Below are 24,626 nucleotides of genomic sequence, written 5' to 3'. Positions count from 1 at the left end.
CGAATTTGCACTTTAAAATTGAACTGACATGAATAATTATGTTAAAAAATATTTCAAAAATCATTTTTTTTGATGCCACATGCTGAAATGAGCATATACAGAGTGTTATGCGCATGATCATTTTAACTAAAACCTTACATTGCTTACACATTTTCTATTTTGTCAAAGATCGCTTTTCTGTTATTCTGTTATGCCGTTAACCGTTGACTGCTAACTGATGTATAGATAAACTTCTTCGTTTTCATTAATCTGTTTTTACTGCAATTCAGTACCGATGTTTCTTAGTTTACGCATTTATTCGTTAATTTGCATATACTATTTAGATATTCATAACATCCTTGTATAGCATAAGAAGTGGCAAAAAAGAATTTTTACACAGTCTGGAATGGCGTAAAGCCCGGTGTGTACGCATCATGGAATGAGGCAAAGGCTCAGGTAGACGGATACGACGGTGCTATCTATAAGTCATTTCCCTCTAAAGAAGAAGCCGAAAGAGCCTTCAATGACAACCCTTGGCTATATGTCGGGAAAAATGCCGAAAAAAAGAAGAGAACGACCGTTCACAATAATCCCGAAATCATTAAAGACAGCCTGTCGGTAGATGCTGCATGTAGCGGCAATCCCGGTTTGCTCGAATACAGAGGAGTATATGTGAAGACAGGTGAGCAGATTTTCCATCAGGGGCCTTTCGAGAAAGGGACTAATAATGTAGGGGAGTTTCTCGCCCTTGTACATGGTCTGGCATTACTAAAGCAAAAAGGATTCAATATTCCTTTGTATTCCGATAGTGCGAATGCCATAAAATGGGTAGCAGAGAAGAAGTGTAAAACTAAACTGGAACGCGTTCCCGAAAATGAATCTTTGTTCTATCTTATCGAAAGGGCTGAAAAATGGCTTCGTGAGAATTCTTATACGACACAGATCATCAAGTGGAAGACAAGTGAGTGGGGGGAGATTCCTGCCGACTTTGGGCGAAAATAGACACAAACCATATAACCATGAGACGCATAACGCCGGTATTGACACCCGAATTGTTCTATCACTTCGGCAATCCGAAGGAGAAAAGGGTAGGGGAAAGTGCTGCCTATAAGATAGCTACATTCAGAGAGTTGGTAGAGCATGCTGCCCGCCTGTCGTTTATGAATAAGGATTACCTGCTGTTCTATCGCGGTCAGACAACCGACTACAGAAACAAGGCAGGGGTATCGTCTTTCTATCCGACTATCTATCGTGGCGATTACTTACCTCAGGCCGAACTTGCCAATCGTTTTAGAGTATTGAAGGAGAAGGGGAAGCGTTTAGCGGAGTTGTTCGAAGCAGGGAAGATAGAAGGCTATAAGGAGGTAAGGAAGAGAAAGAATGTTCAGTGGAGTATTCTCCAGCACTACGAAGTGTGTCCAACGCCGTTTCTCGATTTTACCCATTCGCTACGAGTGGCTTCATCATTTGCCTTGTCCAATAATACTACCGATAGAGGCTTTGTGTATATCTTTGCCCTTCCATACCTGACTAACCGTATCAGTGTAAATTCAGAGCACGATCTGGTTAATATACGTCTGTTGAGTATCAGTCCGCCTACAGCCCTTCGCCCTTATTTTCAGGAAGGATATCTGGTGAGTACAGATGGTATAACAGATAGCTATGATGCCAAGAGCGAATTGGATTTCAACAATCGGTTGGTAGCCAAATTTGAGATACCCAATGATGCTTCATTCTGGGGGCACGACTTTAATGGTATCCCCGATAACTTGCTCTATCCCGATGACGATCCCGTATTCAAGTTGTGTAAGGAGATTAAGGACTTGTAGTCTTATTGGATAGGTGTATAGCCTGTCTGCTCTACCAGATATTGCCCCTGTGGCGATAATATCCAGTCAATGAGTCGTTGTACATTCGGATTTTGCGTATCCGTAGTTATAGCATAGAAATCACCTGTGAAAGGGTATTGTCCGCTTTTTACCGTTTCGCGCGATGGATAAATGCCATCTACTTTTAGCAGTTCTATCTGATTATTACCTGCCATCTCCGTAGCAAAAAATAGGAACGAATAGCCGATCGCATTTTTGTAATTCTTATAATCGGCAGTATAAGTTATAATATCACCCATTCCGCCTGCCATCTCAGTCTCCAATGGTTTAGCCAATGGTGTATTTCCCATAATATGCTCAAGCATAGTCTGGCTACCACTGTTTTTAGGACGTTGATAGGCTTTTATATCGTCGTTTCGCCCACCTGCATCCTTCCAGTTTGTTATTTTACCGGAGTATATATCTTTTATTTGCTGTATGGTTAGCTCCTTTACCGGATTCTCCTTATTAACGAAGAACACAAAAGCTTCACGTCCGATTGGTATCAGTCTGAAAGTCTTCCCTTTATTTGCAGCCTGAACTATCTGCGCATCGGATGGCTTTGCACAAAAGATGAGATCAACCTTTCCGTCTATCAGGTTGTTGTATGCCTTCGGTGTAGTGCCGCATCCTACTTCGCTTTTGTTTACCGGATATTCTTTTTCGGGATAGGTTGCCTGCACAAAGGCAGCGTACAACGGATACAGTGCTGTAGCTCCGTCAATAAGCGGCAGGCTGTCGGTTAGTCTCAACGTAGAGACCTCAGATAGTTTTACAGCTTTAGTATTTTTATCAAATGGCTGGTATTCTCTTAAATTTACTCCCTGATCGCTAAGGGTCGGAATACTGTCGATATATCTGTCGTAGCAATAATTCACTAAAACGGCAGCTCCTGTGATGAGGGTGGTTGAGGCGAATACAATAAGGAGTGTTTTATTCTTTATCACGTTCAAAGACCATATACAGCCCCATATTACAAGCAGTATGACAGCAAGTGTAATATACAATGGGATTATATGAAAAAAGTCTTTAATGAGATAGAAGCATAAGCCGACAATTATGCAGGATATAGCAACTAATATGATTAGTGCAAACCATTTGAATATTGTAAAAAATGAAATCTTCATAGTGTATGATGTCTAAAAAAATAACTTCTTAATTACCAATTTTAACTAAAACCTGACAGAAATGACAGTTTACTAGTCTTTAGTCTACCAGCCTGCTAGTTTAAAATTTTCTTTCTTCTCCCGTAGGGGCAGATCTGTGTGTCTACCCGCTTATCCGATCTTCGGGCGAACACATAGGTTCGCCCCTACGAGCTAACACGCTACATTTTAACTAAAACCTTACAAATATTACAACTTTTACAGTTCTTATTACTTACGCTACGCTCCTGTGACCGTTGGTTATTAACTGAAAAGCGAATCTCTACTAGCCTTTATATAGATAAATATATAAAAGAATTATATACAAAAAAAGCCGTAAAACGATATTTACGGCTTTTCTGTATGAATAACTACTTTCTTAGAAGTTCCATTTCAATGGCTCGAAGTATGCCTGTGGATGCAGACATGCAGGGCAAGTTTTAGGTGCAGTCTTACTGTTGATAACAAAACCACAGTTGCGGCATTGCCAGTCGATAGACTCGGTACGAGTGAAGACTCCGTTGCTCTGTACGCGTGCAAGAAGCGCTTTGTAACGGTCTTCGTGCATGTTTTCTACTTTAGCTATCATGCGATACATTACTGCAATTTCTTTAAATCCTTCTTTTTCTGCAATATCAGCAAACATAGGATAATCTACTGCCCACTCCTCGTGCTCTCCGGCAGCAGCTTCGATAAGGTTTTCTTCTGTTGAGCCAATCTTTCCGGCCGGATACATTGCTGTTATTTCGAGCATACCGCCTTCAAGGAATTTGAACATACGTTTTGCGTGTTCTTTTTCCTGATCAGCCGTTTCAAGGAAGATAGCTGCAATTTGCTCGAAGCCTTCTTTCTTAGCCTGGCTTGCAAACATTGTGTAACGCATACGTGCCTGAGATTCTCCGGCAAACGATTTCAACAGACTTTTTTCAGTTTCTGTTCCTTTGATACTTTTTTCCATAATTTTTTTTGATGATAGTTTAATTCTATTGATATACCAACAAAGTTAATAATTAATATCCCTTTTAAGAAATTAAAGCGAAAGGATTTTATACCTTTGTGCCCGTAAGTATATGTATAATAATGGCTTTAAAACGAATAAATTAGACCTGTTCTAAATAGGGGTGCCGGTAGATTTGGACAATCGTTTATTTATTAGTATCTTAATGTTTTTGTGATAATATTTAAATTTTGTTAATTTCATTTTGTTAAAAATATTATGAAAAAAGATATCCTAAAGGACTTTACTCCCCAGCTGTTTATATCACTGAAAACGTACGATAAAGAGAAGTTTGTTAATGACCTGATGTCAGGTCTCATTGTGGGTATCGTAGCGCTGCCTCTGGCTCTGGCTTTTGGTATAGCTTCGGGCGTTACTCCCGAGCAGGGAATAATTACGGCTATCATTGCCGGTTTCATAGTATCCTTTTTGGGCGGAAGCCGTGTGCAGATAGGTGGGCCCACCGGCGCTTTCATTGTTATTGTATATGGTGTGGTGCAGAATCATGGGGTAAAAGGATTACTTATAGCAACGATAATAGCCGGAGTGATACTGGTGTTACTGGGTATATTCAAGCTGGGAAAGGTAATAAAATTTATTCCGTATCCTATTATAGTCGGATTTACGAGTGGTATTGCCGTTACTATTTTTACTACCCAGATAGCCGATATCTTCGGGCTTACGTTTGGGGGAGAAAAAGTACCGGGCGACTTTATCGGGAAATGGGTCATGTATTTTAAACATTTCGATACTATTAATTGGTGGAATACCCTCATTGGTTTTCTCAGTATATTTATTATTGTGATGACGCCGCGTGTAGTCAAGAAAATACCCGGCTCGCTTGTCGCTATTGTTGTTATCACAATCGTTGTATATCTGATGAAAACATATCTGGGCATAACAGTAATAGATACTATCGGCGACCGTTTTATGATAAATGCCGAAATACCCGAAGCCGAAATGCCGGTAATAGATATGGCTGCTATTCAGGATCTGCTTCCGGTAGCTATAACTATAGCTTTGCTGGGGGCGATAGAGTCGCTATTGTCGGCTACAGTAGCCGATGGTGTGATAGGTGGAGAAAAGCACAATTCGAATACAGAACTGATAGCGCAGGGAGTAGCCAATATTATAACTCCTCTGTTTGGTGGTATTCCGGCTACAGGCGCTATTGCACGTACTATGACCAATATCAATAATGGCGGCCGTACCCCTGTGGCGGGTATTATACATGCAGTGGTCTTGTTGCTCATCCTGTTGTTGTTGATGCCGTTGGCACAGTATATACCGATGGCTTGTCTGGCAGGAGTGCTCGTTATTGTAGCCTATAATATGAGTGAGTGGCGTACATTCAAGAACCTGATGCGTAACCAGAAGTCCGATGTAGCAGTTTTGTTGATAACATTCTTACTTACTGTAATATTCGACTTAACTATTGCTATCGAAGTAGGGCTGATACTGGCAGTAATACTCTTTATGAAACGTATCAATGATGTGACTCATGTATCGGTGATAAAGAAAGAATTGGACTTGACCGATGAGAGTGAATATACACAGGATGATGAAATACTGACATTGCCTGACGATGTAGAAGTATATGAAATAGACGGGCCGTTCTTCTTCGGTATTGCCAATAAGTTTGATGAAAGCATGCGTCAGATAGGAGATAAGTCGAAAGTCCGTATTATAAGGATGCGTAAGGTTCCGTTTATTGATTCTACAGGATTACACAATCTGGAAAATCTGTGTAAGAAATCGATGAAGGACGGTATTCATGTAATCCTGTCGGGAGTAAGGCCGGACGTCCACAAGATGATTGAGACCTCAGAGATACCTGCCAAGATAGGTGAAGCCAATATTTGTGATAATATTAATATTGCCATAAGAAGGTCGAAAGAAATTCTGGGAGAATTATCTGTTAATAATTAGCTCATTGCTTAGCTATATATTCACAGGCTTCATCAAGAGCCTGTGACATGTAGTACCCTGAAGCAAGGCGGTCGCTCATTCTTGCTACATTATTCTTCATCGTTTCATACTCTTCTCTGGTGAGTGATGCAAGGATAGAATCGAGGTTTTCCAAAGAACTTACACAGAGCCCCAAACCGTTTTCTTTGATGAAAGGAGCCATTGCTGCCTTTTCCCAAATAATGATCGGTAACAGGCAACGGATGTAGAAAGATGTTTTATGAGGGTTGTTATATAACAAGTATTCCCCTGCATTTCCGGTGCATGACGAGACAGAATCGCCATCCCACACAAGTCCGAAATGCCCCTTGACGGTAGCAATGAACTCATCGGTAGGAATATAGCCCTTGTATGTGTAATTTGATTGCTTAGGTGCAGCATCTTCTTCGAATTGACCTCCGTATATATCGAAGTTATATGAGTGGATATATTCCCCGAGCATATACAGAAAGGCATTCTTACGGTATGGCAAAGAACCGGCATATATCACCGTATAAGGTAGTTCCGGAATCTCTTTATTGTTTGTCTCAGTAGGAGAAAGATAGTCGAATATTTGCAGGCATCCGATCTGTGATGTGGATTTATGTTGCAAAAGCCATTGTTTCATGCTGTCGTTGTGTGCAATGATATAATCGGAGTGGTTGAGCCGCTTTATTTCCTGTTCCTCAGTAAGGCGTTTACGGCGAAATGATCCCAAGTCGTGAATGATGGTGATGACCTTGCAGCCTCTCAGATGAGCCATATTGCACAAGAAGTTATAATACTTTCTCAACGGATATTGAAGTACCAGTACTCCTCCCTTTTTAATAGAGAATGGTGCTTTTAAAGCTCCACGTAAGGTGGAAACGAACGCCATTACCTTCCCTAAATGTGTGGTTTGCTTTATGCCGGCATTTTTGTATCCCTGATCGGTAAGGATTACTTCTATATCACTTTTTGCTTTATTTCCGGCACTGCCAAAACCATTGTAATTTCGGGAAAGATAATACTTGTTCATGTTTTTATTCGATGTTGCTGTTTTTTTCTTATTTTTTTAGGTCTGTAAATATAGACAATAAAAGCATATACCTCTTAGTAACTGTTTAAATTTGACCGAAAATATTTCATATAACTGTTTCAGATTATTCTTTGACTCTTGGTTTAGCCTGCTAAACCTGCGAATAAAAAGAAAAATATATATTTGAAATAATACAAAATAAGATTGCCAATCAAATTTAAACAGTTACTTACTTTTTGAGTAAATAAAGAGAGGATTCTCTTTTCAGAAAATCCCCTCTTTGATATCTATGTGTTAATCAGATGATCTTGTTATTCTATACCACCTCCAAGTGCTCTGTACAGATTCACAGAGGTTTGTAACTGTTCCAGTTTGTCACTTACTTGTCCAAGCTCGGCCTGAAGCAGGTTTTGTTCAGCATTCAACACTTCGGTATAGTTAGCTTCACCTGCTTTCAGCAATAGTTTGGTGTCGTCTACAGCTATAGCCAGAGCATCTACCTGTTTACTGCGGTTTTCATTCTTACGGAGTGAAGACTCGTAAGCGTACATGATGTCTGATACTTCCTGACTTGCTTTCAATACAGTTTGTTCGAATGTAAGCAAAGCCTCTTCCTGTTGAGCCTTAGCTACCTTCAATTGTCCTCTCAGCTGATTACCTGCAAAGATAGGCTGAGTCAGTCCTCCTACTATATTGGCTAGAATATTTGTAGGTTTGAAGAACTGCGATAGCGTATTGGATGCGAAACCGACACTTGACGTGCCAAGAGTTAATGACGGATACAGCGATTTCTGTGCTACCTTTGTCATCTCAAAAGCGTATCTGAAGCCCATTTCAGCCTGTAATACATCCGGGCGCTTAGCCAGCATCTGAGCCGGAACACCATGTTCCAGTTCGTTAGGCACAGTCTGCTCTGTGAGTGTGGTTCTGGCTATAGATCCGGGTTTACGTCCTACCAGAATACTCAGTGAGTTTTCCAGTTGTCTGATCTGATTTTCCAAACTTGGAACACTAACCATTGTACTGCGTAAGAGTGCTTCACTTTGTTTTACTCCGGCTCTGTTGAGTAATCCGGCCTGCATCATGGCATCCATCGTAGAGGTGCTTTCCTGCAACAGTTCTATTGTGCGCAGTGTGATGATCAACTGTTCGTCCAGTGCAAGCAACGAGTAATAGGTAGTTGCTATATTAGCAATCAGAGATGTCTGTATCAGATTGCGATAACCGTATGTACTTACCAGATTTGCATATTGCGCTTTGGTTTTGCTATTGAGTTTTCCCCATATATCAGCCTCCCATTGCACCACAAATCCCAGTGCCCATTGGTCTCCGCCATTGTAGCCCAGTACTCTTTCTTTACCATCGGGACCCTTACTTACTTGCGTATGTGTAACCTGGCCACCTAGTGCCACAGTGGGGAAGTACGCCGATTTGGCTACATATAGTCCGGCTTCGGCCTGTTGAATACGTGTATATGCAATGCGCAGATCGTAGTTATTGGCCAAACCTTCGTCTATTAATGCCTGAAGGGCAGGATCTCTGAAATATTCTCTCCATGGAATATTTGCAATCGTTGTTGTATCTGTCGGGTTCTCTCCCCTGAACATGTCCTGAGTATCTATTTCAGGTGCTTTATATTTTGAATTCAGGACTCCGCAGGAGGTGAGTCCCATTGAGAGTACTACTCCCAACAGAATCACACCTTTTGTATATTTTCTTATCATAATCATTTACCTTGTTTGTTTATAAACTCATCGTTCGAGTTTATCATACCTGATTTACTTATTTTATCCTGAAGTGTCTGGAATATGATGTAGAGTGACGGAATAACCAAGACTCCAATCATTGTTCCTATAAACATACCACCGATGGCACTGATACCGATAGACCGGTTACCGATAGCTCCGGCTCCGCTTGCAATAAATAGCGGGAACAATCCGGCGATGAAAGCAAACGATGTCATCAAGATCGGGCGAAGACGTGCTACAGCTCCGTTTACGGCGGCTTCTACAATACTCATACCCTGCTGGCGGCGTTGCAATGCGTATTCCACAATCAGAATTGCATTTTTCGCCAATAGTCCGATGAGCATGACCATCGATATCTGGACATAAATATTATTTACAATACCCTGCGACACACCGAATATCATCAGGAAGATGAATACGCCCGCCAAACCTACAGGCAGAGAGAATAATACTGCCAGTGGTATAATGTAACTTTCGTACAAGGCACACAACAGCAAGTAAACGAAGATGATACAGATACCGAAAATAAGTATGGTCTGGCTTCCTGCTCCTGCTTCTTCACGGGTCATTCCTCCATATTCGTATGTATATCCCTCTGGGAAAATCGTTTTGTCCTGATACATTTCATCAATGATTTTCAGAACGTCCCCTGTACTTTTACCTTCCAGCATATTTGGGATGATAGTTACGTCCATAGATGAGTACATATTGAAACGACTCAAAGTAGGAGGTGCACTAACATCAGTTACATGGATAAATTCTGTAATAGGCGCCATATCTCCGCTTGCTGTCTGTACAAACAATCCGTTCAGGTCTTCCAACTTACTTCTGTATTCAGGAGCAGCCTGTACCATTACACGGAACTGCTTTCCATACAGGTTGAAGGTAGATATATATGAACTTCCGACATATACCTGAAGGGTATTCATCACCTGAGATAATGTTAGTCCGGCAGCTTTGATTTTCGGTATATCCGCACTGATCTCTTTTTGAGGGAAACCAGGGTTGAAGTTGGTCATAGCCATCATTACCTCATCTCGTTGCTGCAATTTAGCAATGAAGTTGGTCGTAATTTCATAGAATTTATTGATATCGCCACCCATACGGTCTTGCAATTCCATTTCAACTCCAGCACCAAGTCCGAATCCCTGAAGGGTAGGAGTGGCAACATAGAAGAATGTAGCGTCTTTTATATGAGCTGTTTTTTCTTTAAGTAACGCTGTTACCTCATTGGTCGAAAGTTTACGTTGGTTCCATGGTTCCATTTTTACAATTATAGTACCATACGAGCTTCCCATACCGGCCATGAAGTTTACCCCTGTAATATTGGTTACAGATTGTACGCCTTCTATTTCCTGAGCTATTTTTACAACCTGCATCACCATAGAGTCGGATCTTTCCAGAGATGCTCCGGGAGGAAGTGTAACAAATCCGATTACACCACCACTATCCTCGTTCGGTACGAAACCGGTAGGCAAGAGCTTCATCAGACCGAATAATATACCTGAAGCTACAACTATGATGGCAACTGTGATCCAACGGTGTCCGCGTTTTCCTAAAAATTGCAGGCTCTTTTTATACTTCTGTGTTGCACTGTTGAACATGATGTTGAAGTTGTGATAGAAACGCTGCATAAAGCCTTTCTTCTCATGCTTATTGTCATGAGGTTTCAGGAACAAGGCACAGAGAGCCGGACTCAAAGTCAAAGCGTTGACTGCCGATATAAGGATGGCTATAGCCAGAGTAAGACCAAATTGCTTAAAGAAGATACCACTCGTTCCCCCGATAAAGCTGACCGGGACAAACACAGCAGACATAACCAGTGTGATGGATACAATGGCCGGTGCAATTTCACCCATAGCTGTTAAAGTAGCTTGTTTCGGGTCTTTCTCTCCCGCATCGAGCTGAGCATGGACGGCCTCGACGACGACTATGGCATCGTCCACCACAATACCAATGGCAAGTACGAGAGCAAACAGAGTCAGCAGGTTAATAGAAAATCCGAATATCTGTAAGAAGAAGAATGTACCCACAATAGCTACCGGTACGGCAATAGCCGGAATGATGGTAGACCTGATGTCTTGCAGGAACACAAACACCACAAGAAATACAAGTACGAATGCTTCTAACAATGTATGTATTACTTTTTCGATGGAGGCATCAAGGAACTCGCTGGAGTCCATGATGTAGTTGATCTTTACCCCTTTAGGTAATTCTTTTTCAGCATCATTCAATACAGCTTTCACATTGTTGATAACCTCCTGCGCATTAGAACCCGCAGTTTGGTTGATCTGGACAAATACAGACTGGTCCATATTTGTCTGTGAAACAACACTGTAGTTCAGTGATCCCAATTCTACATCTGCAACATCTTTTACCCTTAATATTTGCCCATTCTGAGAACGTACGATGATGTTCCCGAATTCTTCGGCAGTCTTCAACTTTCCTGTATATCTCATTGTATACTGGAACGACTGGTCGCTGTTAGCTCCCAACTCACCCGGAGCTGCTTCGATATTCTGATCCTGCAATGCACCAATGATTTCCTGAGGAGAAATCTTATACGATGCCATTATGTCCGGTTTTAGCCATACGCGCATGGAGTAGTCTTTTGCCCCGAACACGCTGGCGTTACCAACCCCGTAAACACGCTTGATCTGTGGCAGGATGTTGATATTTGCATAGTTCTGTATAAACTCTCCGTCATAGTCGGGGTTGTCAGTCGATAGCGTTAATCCCAGCAATGTACTATTCTGTTGTTTTTGTACGGTTACCCCTACTTGCGTTACCTCAGTCGGCAACAATGGAGTGGCACGCGCAACAAGGTTTTGTACGTTTACGGCTGCGATATCGGGATTTACTCCTTGTTTAAAGAATATTCTGACCTGAGCCAGCCCATTACTAGCCGACGATGTCATATATGTCATACCCTCTACACCATTGATTTGCTCTTCGAGGGGGATTACCACACTGTTCATTACCACATCGGCATTGGCACCGGTGTAATATGCTTGTACCTGCACTGTAGGCGGCGCAATATCCGGATACTGTTCTACCGGTAGTGTAGCCAGACCGATTATACCCAGCACCACAATGATGATGGAGATAACGGTGGATAATACAGGTCTTTCTATAAATGTTTTTAACATTGTAATCTTGTTTTATTATTTATTTTCCGGATTTATTTTTCTACGATGATTTTCTTACCATCAGCCATTGTCACCATACCTTCTACGATGATACGATCTCCGGCTTTGAGTCCGTCTGTTACAACATAACTTTTTCCGTCAGGAGTCGCAATAACTGAGATTAGTGTTTGTACAGCTATGGTGTCGCCCTGTGTTTTGTATGCCAGATATTTGTTCTGCTGTGTTTTAGTAGCATCCTGAGGAATAACAATGGCATTCTGCAGATGTCTTGGGATAGACACGTTACCACTAAAGCCACTGCGGAGTATGCCTTGCGAGTTAGGGAACTCGGCACGCAGATTTACTGTTCCGGTATTTACGTTAACCTGTCCGGTAATGGTTTTGATCTTACCTTTTTCCGGATATATGGAACCATCAGCCATTTTCAAGGTTATATCAGGTATATTTTTAATTTTCTCAGCCTGAGTTTTTCCTTCCAATCCGCTTAACAGATTTACAAACTCCTTTTCGTTGATAGAGAAGTAAGCAAATACATTGTTAATGCTGGATACTGTTGTCAACGTATTGGCTGAGTTCACCAAACTTCCCTGACGGAAGTCAATAGTGCCTACTACTCCGCTAACCGGGCTGGTTACATTTGTCCAACTCTTTGTTGCTTTCGCATTAGTCAGCTGAGCATTAGCCTGATCCAGTGTTGCTTTTGCTGCCAGCAAAGCATTCTGATATGTTGACAATTGTGTAACACTAACAATGTTTTTTTCAGCCAAAGGAGCGATCCTGTCCACATTCAGCTGTGCTGTTTCTACCTGAGCTTCAGCACTTTTTACAGCTGCTGCTGCTGTAGTTACAGCCTGGTCGGCTGAAGGTGAATTGATTCTGAATAGAGTTTGCCCTTTGCTAACGACAGATCCTTCGTCCACAAGTATTGCATCGATAAATCCATCAATACGCGGTCTTATTTCTATATCTTCCTGACCTTTGATAGTGGCAGGATATACTGTTTCCAGTTCGATTGACTGTTCTGCTAAGACAGTCGTTTTATATGCCTGAGGTCCTTCGTCACCTCCTCCAAAAGGATTGGCGTTCTTGCCACCACCGCAAGATACCATGATTAACAGAGCCATTGCTCCAAAAACAATCTTCTTCACGTTCATACCTAATAAAATTTATTTAATTGTTGTTGTTTATTTTAGTTAGTCTGTCCATCTCCTGTAAGAGAAGCTGGAGCTGTTGTTTTAGTTGTTCTTTGTCTATATTCTCGAATAATAGATCTTGTCCTTCCTTTACTTTTGTTATTGCTTTAGCAAAGAGTTCCGAACCGTCATCTGTCAGTTCCACTATGCGGGCTCTTGTATCGGTCGTGCTTTCGCGCCGGCTGATCAAGCCTTTCTTCTGTAGGTTTCGCAATACTGTAGATGTTGTCATAGGATCTATTTCTGTTTCCTGCGACAATGCTATTTGTGTAGCTTCTATATTGTGGCTCGACATATGACAGATAGCTCCAAGTAATTCCAACTGTGCAGTTGTAAGGCCGAATTCATCCAGCAGTTTATGCTTGCCCCGTTGCCAGTACTTAGTTACCCTCCATATAAGATATCCTATATCATCATTTGGGTTGCCTAGTTTTTTACATTTTTCATCCATTTAATAAATATTTAAATCGGGGACAAATATAGTAAGTGTACTTATAATAAGTTGCCAATATCTTTATTAAAAATCGATTCTTTAACATTTTTTATGCGAATAAATGAACATTCGTTCATTTCATTCACACTTCTTTAATGTCAAAATGTATTTGTTGTGATTTTTGAGTTATTAAAAATATAAATCAGTCTGGGCGATCTGTTGCTTAATAAGAATAAGCAGCTAGTTTTTAGATAACATATTTTTCCTTTATTATGTTCACGATTGTTTATAAGAATGAGTAACCTGTTCTTTATTATATGTACCATTGCATTGAGGTTCATACTTTCCGTATTGTCGCAGGGGCATTGTACTTCTGTCCGCATTTTGCTCCCCGCATTATGCCGTATATCTGCTATAGATACCATACCTAATGAGGATAATAGTGTAGAATGAATGTTCATTCCTGAAAAATTCATGCAAAGGAACTACTTTTTTTGTGAATTATGACTTTTTTTATGAAAAAATAAGCCGGATAAATTGATTATCCGGCTAAGTTATTTATAATGTTGGAGTTGTTAAATTCCTAAATCTTTACATACTTGCTCTATCTTTTTGTCGGCAGCTGCATCTACGGCGTCAAACTCAGCTCTTGATTTTAGTTTGCTGTGTACCTCAATGTAGAACTTAATTTTAGGTTCTGTACCCGAAGGACGGATTGAAACTTTAGTCTTATCTTCGGTCATGTATTGCAGTACGTTAGATGTTGTCGGCATTTCGAGTGTATATTCTTCGTTCAGTTCCAGATCATTGGCTTTCAGGGTAACGAAGTCTTTGATGAGGGTTACTTTAGAACCGGCAATCTGCTTGATCGGGTTTTCTCTGAAGTTCTTCATCATTGCTTCTATCTCTTCTGCTCCTGTACGGCCTTCCTTTACTACAGAGATACCTTTCTCTTTCGAGAAACCGTACTCTACATAGATATCCTGCAACATTTCGTACAGAGTTTTTCCATTGTCCTTAGCCCATGCAGCTATTTCTCCGAAGAGTATTGCGGCCGAAACAGAGTCTTTGTCGCGGACGAAATCTTCGGCAAGGAATCCGTAGCTTTCTTCACCGCCGCCTATGTATTTGCGTTTACCTTCAAGGTCGCGCATTACGGAGGCAATCCATTTGAAGCCTGTATAGCATTCAAACATTTCTACGCCGTTCTTTTCCGATACGGTTTGTACAAGGGCACTGGTAACAATAGTGCGTACTGTATATTCTTTACCGGTAAGTTGCCCCAGTTCTTTTTTGCGGGTAATTATATAATATATAAGTACGAGCATTGTCTGGTTTCCGTTCAACAGGATAAACTCCCCCTTATCGTTACGGATAGCAGCACCAAAGCGGTCGGCATCGGGGTCGGTAGCAAATACAAGTTCTGCATTTGTTTCCTCACCTTTTTTCAGAGCCATTGCCATAGCAGCCGGATCTTCCGGGTTAGGAGATACTACAGTAGGGAACTCACCGCTCAATACATCTTGTTCGGGCACATTAATAATATTGGTAAACCCGCATGCTTTCATTGCTTTCGGTATAATGGTAAGTCCTGTTCCATGTAGCGGAGTGTACACGATGCCTATACCACCATGTCTTTTTACAGACTCAGGGGATAGCATAAGTGTTTTCAGATCGGCAATGTAGGCATCATCCATGTCTTTTTTCAACACTTCTATCAGGTCTTTATTGCCTTTAAATTTGATGTTTTCTACATTTACGCGATTTACTTCTGCAATTATATTTTTATCGTGTGGAGGGGTTACCTGTGCACCATCGTCCCAATATGCTTTGTAGCCATTATATACTTTAGGGTTATGCGAAGCTGTGATCATAATACCACTCTGAGCTCCCAGTTTGCGGATGGCATAAGAAACCTCAGGGGTAGGGCGCAAGTCTTCGAAAAGATATGCTTTAATGCCGTTTGCTGACAATATTTCAGCAGAAATTTCTGCATATTTGCGGCTATTGTTGCGGCAATCGTGCCCGATAACTACTTTTATTTGTTTAAGGGCTGAGAATTCTTTCAGCAGGTAGTTCGACAATCCTTGTGTAGCACCACCTATAGTATATATATTAACGCGGTTGGTGCCTACGCCCATAATGCCGCGAAGACCACCTGTACCGAATTCTAAGTCTTTATAAAAAGCTTCTATCAGCTCTGTTTTATCCTCTTTGTCCAATAATGCCTGTACTTCTTTTCTTGTGTCGGCATCGTATTTGTCAGACAGCCATGTTTTGGCTTTAGCCGTTACTTGCAATAGCAAATCATTGTTTTCCATGCTTCTCTTTGTTTTTATTTTAGTTTCTTATTGTAGTATCAAAATCAAAATGTAAGTAACAAAAATAATAATTTTTTGCCGTTGTCGGGTTAAGTAAGTGGATAAATATAGGTAAAAGATGATGCAATCGTTTTCTTTGCATTTTTTTATTACAAAATTTATTCGGTCGGGGAGACTGATTAACTTGCACTATACTTTATCTGGTCGAACAGGAACGGGAATATACTGTCATTCACACCATGCTCTTTCAAGGTGTCTTGATCAGCATCGAACAGCAATTCGAATAGTTCGAAATCATTTGTTTTGTATATGATCTGCTTGTAGTGTTCTATTGCTTCCTTTTTGTTTCCCATACATAGTTCCACATGCCCTGCATTCAGATAGTCGTGCTCGGTAGGTTTACCTGCCAGTATTTGTTTATAATATCTTTGCGATACGTCATATTTGCGCAGCAGAAATGCAGTCCATGCAAGTGGACGCTGTGCCTTAGTCCCTTTCGAATCGAGCAATTCTACTTTAAAGTAGGTGTTGAGAGCTTCCTCATAATTGCCCATTTCCAGATAACAGTGTCCGATATTCAGTTCGGTACTGATATTGTCCGGATTGAGTTTCGAAGCCTTTTTATAGTAGTCCAGCGACAAGTCTGGTTTCTTCAGGCTGCGGTAAAGCTGTGCTATTCGTCTGATGATCCACGAATTGTTCGGTCTTAAGAAATCGGCTTTCAGGTAAGCATCCAAAGCTCCCTCCTGATCGTTGAGCATCTGCTTGCAATAACCGATCTTCTGCCACAGGTCATCGTTGCGGTCATCCAATGCAGCCAGTCTCTGAAAAATGTCCAGTGCTTCGCTGAAATTGTTTTTATCGAAACAGTAATGCGCTATTTTCTTCATACTGTCAATATCCGATATAAGCGGTGCTATCGACTTCTTCTCGTAGAAATTAAGACTGAGCTTGAATATATCGAAAAAACTGCTACGGTACGGATTCAGTTTGAAGAAGCGGTATAAATCCTGTATATATTGGTTGGAAACCACTTCGTCATCTATAGTCGGATTCAATGCCTGCGCTTCTTTTTGCAACTGTTTTATCTCTTCCGATTCGGCACCCATACGTCCCATCATCATTTCGCGCTGCGACTGAGATATCTGCGCAAGGCTGAGGCAAAACGAGTACTTATCGGAATTGCACATGTGCCCTGAGTCTAGTACAGCTGTCTTTAGCAAATTATTTTTGTTGTCATCCGGAAAGAGCATGGCGATTTCGGAATATGACGGCTCGAAAGGTAGGAACCAATTTCCCATTTCGGAGAAGAAAGGAAAGCTTTTCAGCCCTGAAAATGTAGAGTGGAAAACGTCTGCACCTTCCATTTGCAGGTTGGAATATTCTTGTAGTTTCTTACCCAGCCCCGATTCTTCCAGTTCTTTTTGCCATTCAGGGTTTTTCTCCGAAAAGTCCGAATCGCCGCCCATAAGTTCTTCCATGTTGAGTTTCCTTCCTGCCAGATTGTTGAATTTCATCATTTCGGGCAGAATCTCTTCTCTTATCTTTTTACTGATCTGTTCGGTTTCGCGTGAGCGTATCAGTTGTATAATAATGCGAAGGACAGCTTTTTTGAATTGCGGGTTTTCAGACATTATATCCAGTTGGCTTTGTAGTTCGGGATACAGAGACCAGCGTATATCATACATTTGCATGACTACTACCAATCCTACAATAGCTCTTTCGCGCAACTGCATGTTGTCGGACGAAGCAGCTTGCATCAAAACCTGTACTTTGCGGGCATCGAAGCGGTGAAACAGATTCAGAGTAAGTGCTGATACAAACAGGCTTTTTTCACGCATAGGCAGTTCGTTGTTGGACACGAAAGCCAGATAAGCCTGTAATTCCTTTTCATCAGCTCGCGGAGATACAAATATCGTGTTGAACATATCGGAGCCGATACGCTCGCGTCGTATGGCAAGTTCCTGTTTCCTGTTTCTTTTCTCGTCACCTTCTTCCAGCAGATCGACTAATGAAAGTGAATCTGCAATGTCTTTCAGTTGATTAGGATAATCGGTCAAAGAATTATCCCTTAACGAGTTTATCCGGTACTTTTCGTAGAAGATATTTGTAGATTCTATTCTCAGTAGCTCTTCAGATGCATCATCAGTCAGTTCATACAATGACCGGAGCAAATTTTTATATACATTTTCTCTTTCGGGATCTTCCACACCTTCGAAGAGATAATGAAGCATATACTTATAATTCGTCTCCAGTTCGCTCAATGTTTCCGATATTTTCCAGTCCTGTGTACTGACAGTTAGTTTTGCTAACGATCCAAAAGCGTCTTTTAACTGCCTTTTTGACAGATTAAGTAATATGTTTTTTTTAAGTGATATTATCTCCCGGCTGTTCATTCTTTAATTTTCCTGTTAATTCCTACCTGCATTTTTTAGTCGGTCAATACCAGTGTAGAAGGAGCGTCTTTCATCAGTTTCGGATTTCGGTCTTCCAGTTCTATCCAACTGTTCAGGCTGATCATTATCAAATCCTGTTTTTTCAGTATGTCGCTGTCTACCGGAATATTGTTGTTCCAAAGCTGGAACAGATAAGGATTTATAGCTTTGATCTCCCGTACCGATTTTATAAATTCCATCGACGTGTCCATCAGTCCTATTGCATCCCATAGTGTAATCCTTACATATGAATTTTCAGCAAGCCGCTGCATGAAGTCTCCTACAAAGATATCGTCTTCGTCGAATACCGGAATAAAAATATTCCGCATACTTACTAATCCTTTATCAATAAATATGCCAACCTGCATATCGCTTTTGGAAACTATGGTACGGGTACTCTCATCGAGGGGTGCCATCAACATACGGCTCCACTTTTTCTGGTTGCCGAATTTTGTCAGAAAATAATTCGGTATGTGTATCAACCTGTTCGAAAATCCGAGAAAGCGACCAAAAACATTATCCGAAAACAGAGAATCTTTATATCCTATCAGTAGCAGGTCGTAATCGCCTTTGTTTGCAATTTTCACAACTCCGGTACTTACATCTCCTACAACTTTAAACATGGGAATAAAGTTTTGTTGCAGGCTGTGGGCTTCTTCCCATACCGGTCTGAAAAGGTCTTTCTCTTCTTCTTCTATACCATATTGGTAGAGCAGGTTACCCTCCGACGGGTGTAGCATTGTAAGTTCTGAACCTGTTTGCTTTTTTCGTATAAAACTGTTGGCTACGAATAGTAGTTTACGTCCCATTTCCGAATTTTCGAATGAAACGAGTACTTTATATTTTTTCTCTTCCTTAACCTCCGGATTTTTTTGTTTCCGCTTAAACACCTTATCTATAAGGTTGAGCAATGGAGATGTCATAAATGTGGTAGTCAGTGCCATTACAACCATCATTGCAAAAACTTCCGGTGTGAGTATTCCCAGATCGAGCCCGATATTGAGTACCACAAGTTCCATCAATCCTCGGGTATTCATCAGTGCACCTATAGTGAGGCTGTCTTTCCAACTGTTTCCGACAAACCGGGCAGCTAACGCGCTCCCCATCGACTTACCCATGATGGCAAGGAATACGATAGCGCCGCAAATCATCCACAATCCGGGTTCGTTCAGCAAGCCTATATGAGTGCGCAATCCGGTATATACGAAGAACAATGGCAGCAGCAGCACCAAAGAGACATCCTCTATTTTTTCGGTGAACAGGTTTCTGAAATTGACATTCGGCGGCATAATTACACCTGCCAGAAATGCCCCGAAGAGGGCATGTATTCCGATCACTTCGGTAGCATACGCCGAAAGGAATAAAATAAGGAAAAATATACCGATAGCCGAACGGCTTATAACCCTGTTGGAGGATTGCATATCGGCAATCTTTTTCAGAAATGGGCGTACCACCCTGAACATAAAGACAACATATACGACGGCAAGCAGGATGATGAATAAAGAACTGACAAATGACCCGGCCTTAACAATGGCTATTACAGCAGCCAACAGGCACCAAGCCGTAATGTCGTCTATGGCGGCACAGGTTATGATAGTAGCACCCAGTGGTGTTTTGTTGATCTCTTTTTCATGTATTATACGTGCCATCACCGGAAATGCCGCAATACTCATTGCTATTCCCATAAAGAGGGCAAAAGGAAGAAAAATTGTAGTTTCGTGGGTGAACTTTCCGAACAGGTAATAGGCTATTGCTACCCCCAGAGCAAAACATACGGCAATACTCGTATGGCTTATCAGCAGAGCATCATTGGCTTTGTTCTTTATCGTTTTCAGATTCAGCTCCATGCCCACAATGAACATGAACAGGATAAGCCCTATGTGACTCAGAAAACGTATGGTGTCGAGCGAAGATTCGGGGAAAAGGAAATGGGATACTTGCGGAAAATATAATCCGAGCAACGAAGGGCCAAGCACAACTCCGGCAAGGATTTCACCGACAACGGTGGGTTGCCCTATTTTCTGGCATATCCACCCGAAAATCCTTACTGCAAGCAGGATAACGACTATCTGGAGTAGCAGGATAGCCATCGGTGCAGCCAGATCATCGGTCAGATGCCGTAAGAAATCTTTCCAGGCTGTACTTTTAGGAGCTAGTCCATATACATTCAGTTGTGCTTCCAGATTTAGCCTGCCAAGCCTTAACATCAGGTAAACCAATGCAACAAAGATTCCGATTATAGAAATATAGAATATTAGATTTTTATATTTTTTCATCAAATTCAATCCGCCATTTATGCCCTATCCTTAGCTTTTTGCTGCAAAGATACAATTTTAATATGACAATCCGATATGAGGGTATGTAAGTTAAATCGTGTATATTTGAACTGAAAATAAGCGAGGAATATCATATTTGGCTGGAAAAATGATATTTGTCACTTAAGAATTGGTATTTTTGTAAAAATCTGAATTAGTATGATACTAAACGCTCTGAAATATACCCGCTATGCGGGGGAACCGCGCGAATGGCATATTATAGGTACGGGAAACACATATGCTTATTTCGATAATATAAATCTGCTGGTGGGTAAAAATGCCTCCGGTAAAAGCCGTACACTAAACGTTATTCGTGAGTTAGCCAACCTGCTGTCGGGGAAAACTGACCTGAGGAATGCAATAAGTCCATCTGAGAATTTTGAAGTCCTTTTTACGGAAAAAGATATCAGATATAAATATATTCTTGAATTTAAAGACCGTAAAGTATCTAACGAGATATTATCCATGAATGATAAAGTCTTATTAGACAGGGATAAAGGAGTGCTACTGAGTGCCGAAGGACAAAATATTCCGTTCGCGGCTGAAGATCACCGATTGGTAATATGTGCACAAGATGCAGATAGAAAGCCGTATTTCAGGGAATTTGTTAAATGGGGGTTGTCGCTGAGAAACTATCTGTTTGCTAATCAGTTTGAAAAAAATAAACAGGTAAAAGACTATACACGCATAGATGGGGGAGATCCGGGTATTGAAGGTACGGAAGTCCTTATTTACACTTTTTACAGAGGCCGCGAAACGTATGGCGAAAGCTTCGTTAATGATATAATGTCAGGCATGCGCGATCTGGGGTATTCCGTAACAGGTATTGATATCTTGGAAAAAAACGGCTTGTATGGAATCTGTATCGAAGAAGAGGGTGAATACATGGTTACGCAACACGATATGTCGCAAGGCATGTTTCGCTCGCTGGCATTGCTGATTATGCTCAGTTATGCACGTTTGAGCGATTTATCGCTGTGCATGCTTATAGACGATATGGGTGAAGGGCTGGACTTCGATACTTCCCGAAGGATGATGGATATAGTTGTCAGAAGGATTGATAACTCTAACCTGCAATTCTTTATGACTACCAACGACCGCTATGTGATGAATCAGATTCCGTTGAAATACTGGACGGTAATAGACAGGGTGGAGTCGTCGCGGTCGGTATATTACAATCATATAAATGCAAAAGATAACTTTGAAGACTTCAAATACACAGGGCTTAATAATTTTGATTTCCTGACTACCGATTTTTATAAAAATGGTTTTGGTTCAATAGATGAAGAAGATAACGATTGATGAAACGAATTGCCTTTTTTGTTGAGGGACAGACCGAGCAAATTTTTATAAATCGCCTGATTAAAGAAATACTCGGGACACAGTCTATAAATATTATTCAGAAACAGTTTCGTGGGGGAACGAATATTCCCAAACAGGAAATTGTAAGGAATATGTCATTTTCGCGTAATCCAAAATTCGAGGTGCTTATTTTCGATTGTGGTGCCGACAACAGGGTGAAATCGGAAATTATGGATAACATAGTCAATCTGCGCGAAAAGGGTTATGAAAAGATCATTGGCGTAAGGGATCTTTATCCAATTCCGGTAGAAGATTTGGAGCGGTTGGAGAAAGGGCTACGGTATTTACCTCACAAATTTAAGAAAGAAGCTCCTTACTTCGATATTATTATAGCCATCCATGAGATCGAAGCATGGTTTATGGCAGAGACACGCCATTTTCAGAAAATAGATAAGCGCCTTGCCAGTGGTAAATTTATAAAGGATAGGCTGGGTTTCGATCCTTATTCGATCGATCCCGAATCAAGGGTTCATCCGGCAAAAGACCTTGATAATATTTACAGGCTGGTTGGTAAGTCGTACACTAAGAAGTATCATGCAACTACACGTGTTGTCAATAAACTGGATTTTAATCATATCCGAAATCAGCTGCGATACGATATCAACTCTTTAGATAGATTAATGAATGTGATTGAGGGGGTTAGAGGAAGTTCTAAAAAGTAGATTCTGATAATTTATTGTATTGGAATGAAATTACCGGAACATGGCTGCTATTTGTTTATTGGATGTATTTCTTAATCTCATCATACTTTACCTCTATCCTTATCCAATCCACAGGATTGTATATTCTACCTTCTCTATAATATACAGGCCAGCAAGGGAGTGCCCCCAATGCTTTTATGATCTCGTAGTCGAAGCTTGGGATATTCGATCGCATTATCTTGATATCTTTTATTCTACCCGAATAATCTATCTTTAGTTCGGCTTCAAAGCTGAGATAAGAGCCTGCTGGGAACTCTTTCCAATTGATAGACTTCAATACGAAATTCAATCGCTCATTTTTATTTTCATAATCACATGGAAGGTAGTTATATTCCTTTATGTCTATTACTTTTCCGTTTTCCATCAGAAGCCTGCGTTCATATCTGTAAATGGAGAGGTACAGTGTTTTTTCTCCTACTAAGTCTTTTCCACACCATAACGGACTATTCACCCAATCGGCTTTAAGCAATCCGTTGGTGAACTTTCGTTTTAGGATTTTCTCAATGGTTTTATTTATTACCTTGTCGGTGTAACAGGCAAAAAGCTTCGATAAGTATAGTGTGTTATTTATGATTCTCCATTCCGCATAATACCCCCTCCAACAACTGGATGTTAAAATTTCGGGTTGTTCCAGTTCGAAAATATCACTTGATATATTACTGATCTGTTCTAAAGGAGAATTGTAAAGATACAATGTATCATTATCCAGGATCAGATAATCTTTCACCTGATTTGTTGAAAATCCTTGTAAAGAGAAAAGGAAAAATAATGAAATGGTTATGATTTGTTTCATGATGACTCTATTTTCTCTTATAGAGTCATCTGCTTTATCTTTTCCACAACTTCGGGTATAACTTTTTTTACCGCCGGTGTCAGCTCCATACCCACTTCACTGATATCTTCAACAGATATTACAATCAGATCTATCAGGGGCATCGTTTCGGTCAGTTCCATGATAGACATCATATCGCGCAGACCTATTTCATGGGCACTCATCAATGGGGGAAACTCCGATGAATATTTCGGTCTTAACACACGTACTGTTCCGGGCGGATTCTTGTCCAGTGTAGCATCTATCATTATGATGCGGTCGTACTTCTCTATCCAACTGATGAGGTGAAACCCTCCGGTTCCGCCATCCATAAGATGGACGCCGGAGGGTAAATTTTCTTGTTCCAGTGCGCGAATCACATGGATTCCCACACCTTCGTCTTTCAGTAATAAATTTCCTACGCCAAGTATCAGTGTATTCATTCTTCCACAGCTATTTTAGCAGATGCTTGTTTTTCCATCTTCTTTGCTCTTTCTTCTGCTTCTTTCTTTTCTTCCGCTTCCGCTACTTCTTCTTCAACAAATTTCCAGCCGCCTATCATGGACGAAGTCACACCACGCCGCTCGATATAATCGTGATAGAATACGAGGTAAATATGCCCTATAGCAAAGAGAATAAAGAACCACATAGCATAATGATGAATATGGCGTACCATCAGATCGCCTCCCATAAGCGGCACCATCCATCCGAAAAGCTTCGGCAATGCGGCTTTGCTCATCTGGGCGTATAATCCGAATCCGGTGATACATTGTATAAGGAATGCCAGAAACATGATAAAGTAAGTGCTGCTGGCAACCTGATTGTGTCCGATACTGTCTACAGGCTTGTTTTTGATCATGAATACATCCACCTTTATCACTTCTATCAGCTCTTTCCATTGCGATTTCTTCAATGGGATAAAGTTCTTCCAGCTGGCATACTTATTCCCTACAAATCCCCAGTAAATGCGAAACATAAAATTGAAGAAGAATACAAATGCCGTAACAAAGTGAATAAAGCGTACCGTACCGAACCAGTACCTGAAATTGGCTTCTGTCTCACTCATCAGTGACGGCGGATCGGCAATAAGGAATCCCGTAATACACAGGATAACGATACATAATGCGTTTACCCAGTGATAGATTCGTACAGGCAGTTCCCAGACATATACTTCTCTTAGTTTTTCTCTACGACTTCTCATAGT

The 24,626-nt window shown here is 41.0% G+C and carries 18 protein-coding genes; 5 read left to right on the top strand and 13 right to left on the bottom strand.

All coding sequences use genetic code 11. The features are described 5' to 3' along the window. Window positions 1–354: 354 nt before the first annotated feature. Both M2448_RS12220 and M2448_RS12215 read left to right on the top strand, forming a co-directional pair. The gene (locus tag M2448_RS12220) at window positions 355–981 is read left to right on the top strand and encodes a ribonuclease H family protein (protein WP_280646210.1); all 627 of its coding nucleotides are present in this window, start codon (window positions 355–357) and stop codon (window positions 979–981) included. Between the two features lie 17 nt (window positions 982–998). Continuing rightward, complete coding sequence (locus tag M2448_RS12215; RefSeq protein WP_280646211.1) at window positions 999–1,808, top strand: FRG domain-containing protein; 810 nt, start codon at window positions 999–1,001, stop codon at window positions 1,806–1,808. Window positions 1,809–1,810: 2 nt separating this feature from the next. Here M2448_RS12215 and M2448_RS12210 read toward each other — a convergent pair whose 3' ends face one another. Further along, the gene (locus tag M2448_RS12210) at window positions 1,811–2,974 is read right to left on the bottom strand and encodes a substrate-binding domain-containing protein (protein WP_280646212.1); all 1,164 of its coding nucleotides are present in this window, start codon (window positions 2,972–2,974) and stop codon (window positions 1,811–1,813) included. Window positions 2,975–3,371: 397 nt separating this feature from the next. After that, entirely contained in the window at window positions 3,372–3,950 is a 579-nt protein-coding gene (gene rbr / locus M2448_RS12205) for a rubrerythrin (RefSeq protein ID WP_280646213.1), read from the bottom strand. 258 nt (window positions 3,951–4,208) lie between these two features. On the opposite strand from rbr, the gene sulP reads away from it, so the two are divergent. Continuing rightward, complete coding sequence (gene sulP / locus M2448_RS12200; RefSeq protein WP_280646214.1) at window positions 4,209–5,918, top strand: sulfate permease; 1,710 nt, start codon at window positions 4,209–4,211, stop codon at window positions 5,916–5,918. A 1-nt stretch (window position 5,919) separates the two neighbouring features. On the opposite strand, the gene M2448_RS12195 is transcribed toward sulP, so the two are convergent. From M2448_RS12195 to M2448_RS12160, 8 genes are all read right to left on the bottom strand, one after another. Next, window positions 5,920–6,954, bottom strand: a complete 1,035-nt coding sequence (locus M2448_RS12195) for a galactofuranosyltransferase (RefSeq protein WP_280646215.1) — start codon at window positions 6,952–6,954, stop codon at window positions 5,920–5,922. Window positions 6,955–7,265: 311 nt separating this feature from the next. Then, a complete protein-coding gene (locus tag M2448_RS12190; protein WP_280646216.1) occupies window positions 7,266–8,678 on the bottom strand; it encodes an efflux transporter outer membrane subunit in 1,413 nt (470 codons plus the stop codon). A gap of 2 nt (window positions 8,679–8,680) precedes the next feature. Continuing rightward, window positions 8,681–11,851, bottom strand: coding sequence for an efflux RND transporter permease subunit (locus tag M2448_RS12185; RefSeq protein WP_280646217.1), 3,171 nt, complete (start codon window positions 11,849–11,851; stop codon window positions 8,681–8,683). 32 nt (window positions 11,852–11,883) lie between these two features. Then, complete coding sequence (locus M2448_RS12180) at window positions 11,884–13,005, bottom strand: efflux RND transporter periplasmic adaptor subunit (RefSeq protein ID WP_280646218.1); 1,122 nt, start codon at window positions 13,003–13,005, stop codon at window positions 11,884–11,886. A gap of 16 nt (window positions 13,006–13,021) precedes the next feature. Continuing rightward, window positions 13,022–13,495 carry a MarR family transcriptional regulator gene (locus tag M2448_RS12175; protein WP_280646219.1) on the bottom strand — a complete coding sequence of 158 codons (474 nt, stop codon included), beginning with the start codon at window positions 13,493–13,495 and terminating at the stop codon, window positions 13,022–13,024. A gap of 557 nt (window positions 13,496–14,052) precedes the next feature. Beyond that, window positions 14,053–15,798 carry a phospho-sugar mutase gene (locus tag M2448_RS12170; protein ID WP_280646221.1) on the bottom strand — a complete coding sequence of 582 codons (1,746 nt, stop codon included), beginning with the start codon at window positions 15,796–15,798 and terminating at the stop codon, window positions 14,053–14,055. A 179-nt stretch (window positions 15,799–15,977) separates the two neighbouring features. Beyond that, window positions 15,978–18,194, bottom strand: a complete 2,217-nt coding sequence (locus M2448_RS12165; protein ID WP_280646222.1) for a hypothetical protein — start codon at window positions 18,192–18,194, stop codon at window positions 15,978–15,980. 35 nt (window positions 18,195–18,229) lie between these two features. Continuing rightward, on the bottom strand, window positions 18,230–20,509 hold the full coding sequence (locus tag M2448_RS12160; protein ID WP_280646223.1) for a cation:proton antiporter: 2,280 nt from the start codon (window positions 20,507–20,509) through the stop codon (window positions 18,230–18,232). A 198-nt stretch (window positions 20,510–20,707) separates the two neighbouring features. On the opposite strand from M2448_RS12160, the gene M2448_RS12155 reads away from it, so the two are divergent. Continuing rightward, window positions 20,708–21,850 carry an AAA family ATPase gene (locus M2448_RS12155; protein WP_280646224.1) on the top strand — a complete coding sequence of 381 codons (1,143 nt, stop codon included), beginning with the start codon at window positions 20,708–20,710 and terminating at the stop codon, window positions 21,848–21,850. Beyond that, window positions 21,850–22,572 (top strand): DUF4276 family protein, encoded by a 723-nt coding sequence (locus M2448_RS12150; RefSeq protein ID WP_280646225.1) that lies wholly within the window; start codon window positions 21,850–21,852, stop codon window positions 22,570–22,572. The genes M2448_RS12155 and M2448_RS12150 overlap by 1 nt, the downstream gene beginning before the upstream one ends. A gap of 55 nt (window positions 22,573–22,627) precedes the next feature. On the opposite strand, the gene M2448_RS12145 is transcribed toward M2448_RS12150, so the two are convergent. Genes M2448_RS12145 through cybH form a run of 3 tightly spaced genes read right to left on the bottom strand, consistent with a single transcriptional unit; the run spans window position 22,628 to window position 24,623 of the window. Continuing rightward, on the bottom strand, window positions 22,628–23,404 hold the full coding sequence (locus M2448_RS12145) for a hypothetical protein (RefSeq protein WP_280646226.1): 777 nt from the start codon (window positions 23,402–23,404) through the stop codon (window positions 22,628–22,630). Window positions 23,405–23,421: 17 nt separating this feature from the next. Beyond that, window positions 23,422–23,865, bottom strand: a complete 444-nt coding sequence (locus M2448_RS12140; RefSeq protein ID WP_280646227.1) for a HyaD/HybD family hydrogenase maturation endopeptidase — start codon at window positions 23,863–23,865, stop codon at window positions 23,422–23,424. Next, complete coding sequence (gene cybH / locus M2448_RS12135; RefSeq protein WP_280646228.1) at window positions 23,862–24,623, bottom strand: Ni/Fe-hydrogenase, b-type cytochrome subunit; 762 nt, start codon at window positions 24,621–24,623, stop codon at window positions 23,862–23,864. Before cybH ends, M2448_RS12140 begins: the two co-directional genes overlap by 4 nt. Between the last annotated feature and the right edge of the window lie 3 nt (window positions 24,624–24,626).

Origin of the sequence: Dysgonomonas sp. PF1-14, assembly GCF_029892965.1 — a bacterium.
Lineage (GTDB): Bacteria > Bacteroidota > Bacteroidia > Bacteroidales > Dysgonomonadaceae > Dysgonomonas.
The sequence above is the reverse complement of the archived record's forward strand: the minus strand, read 5'-3'. Positions and strand labels throughout refer to the sequence as shown.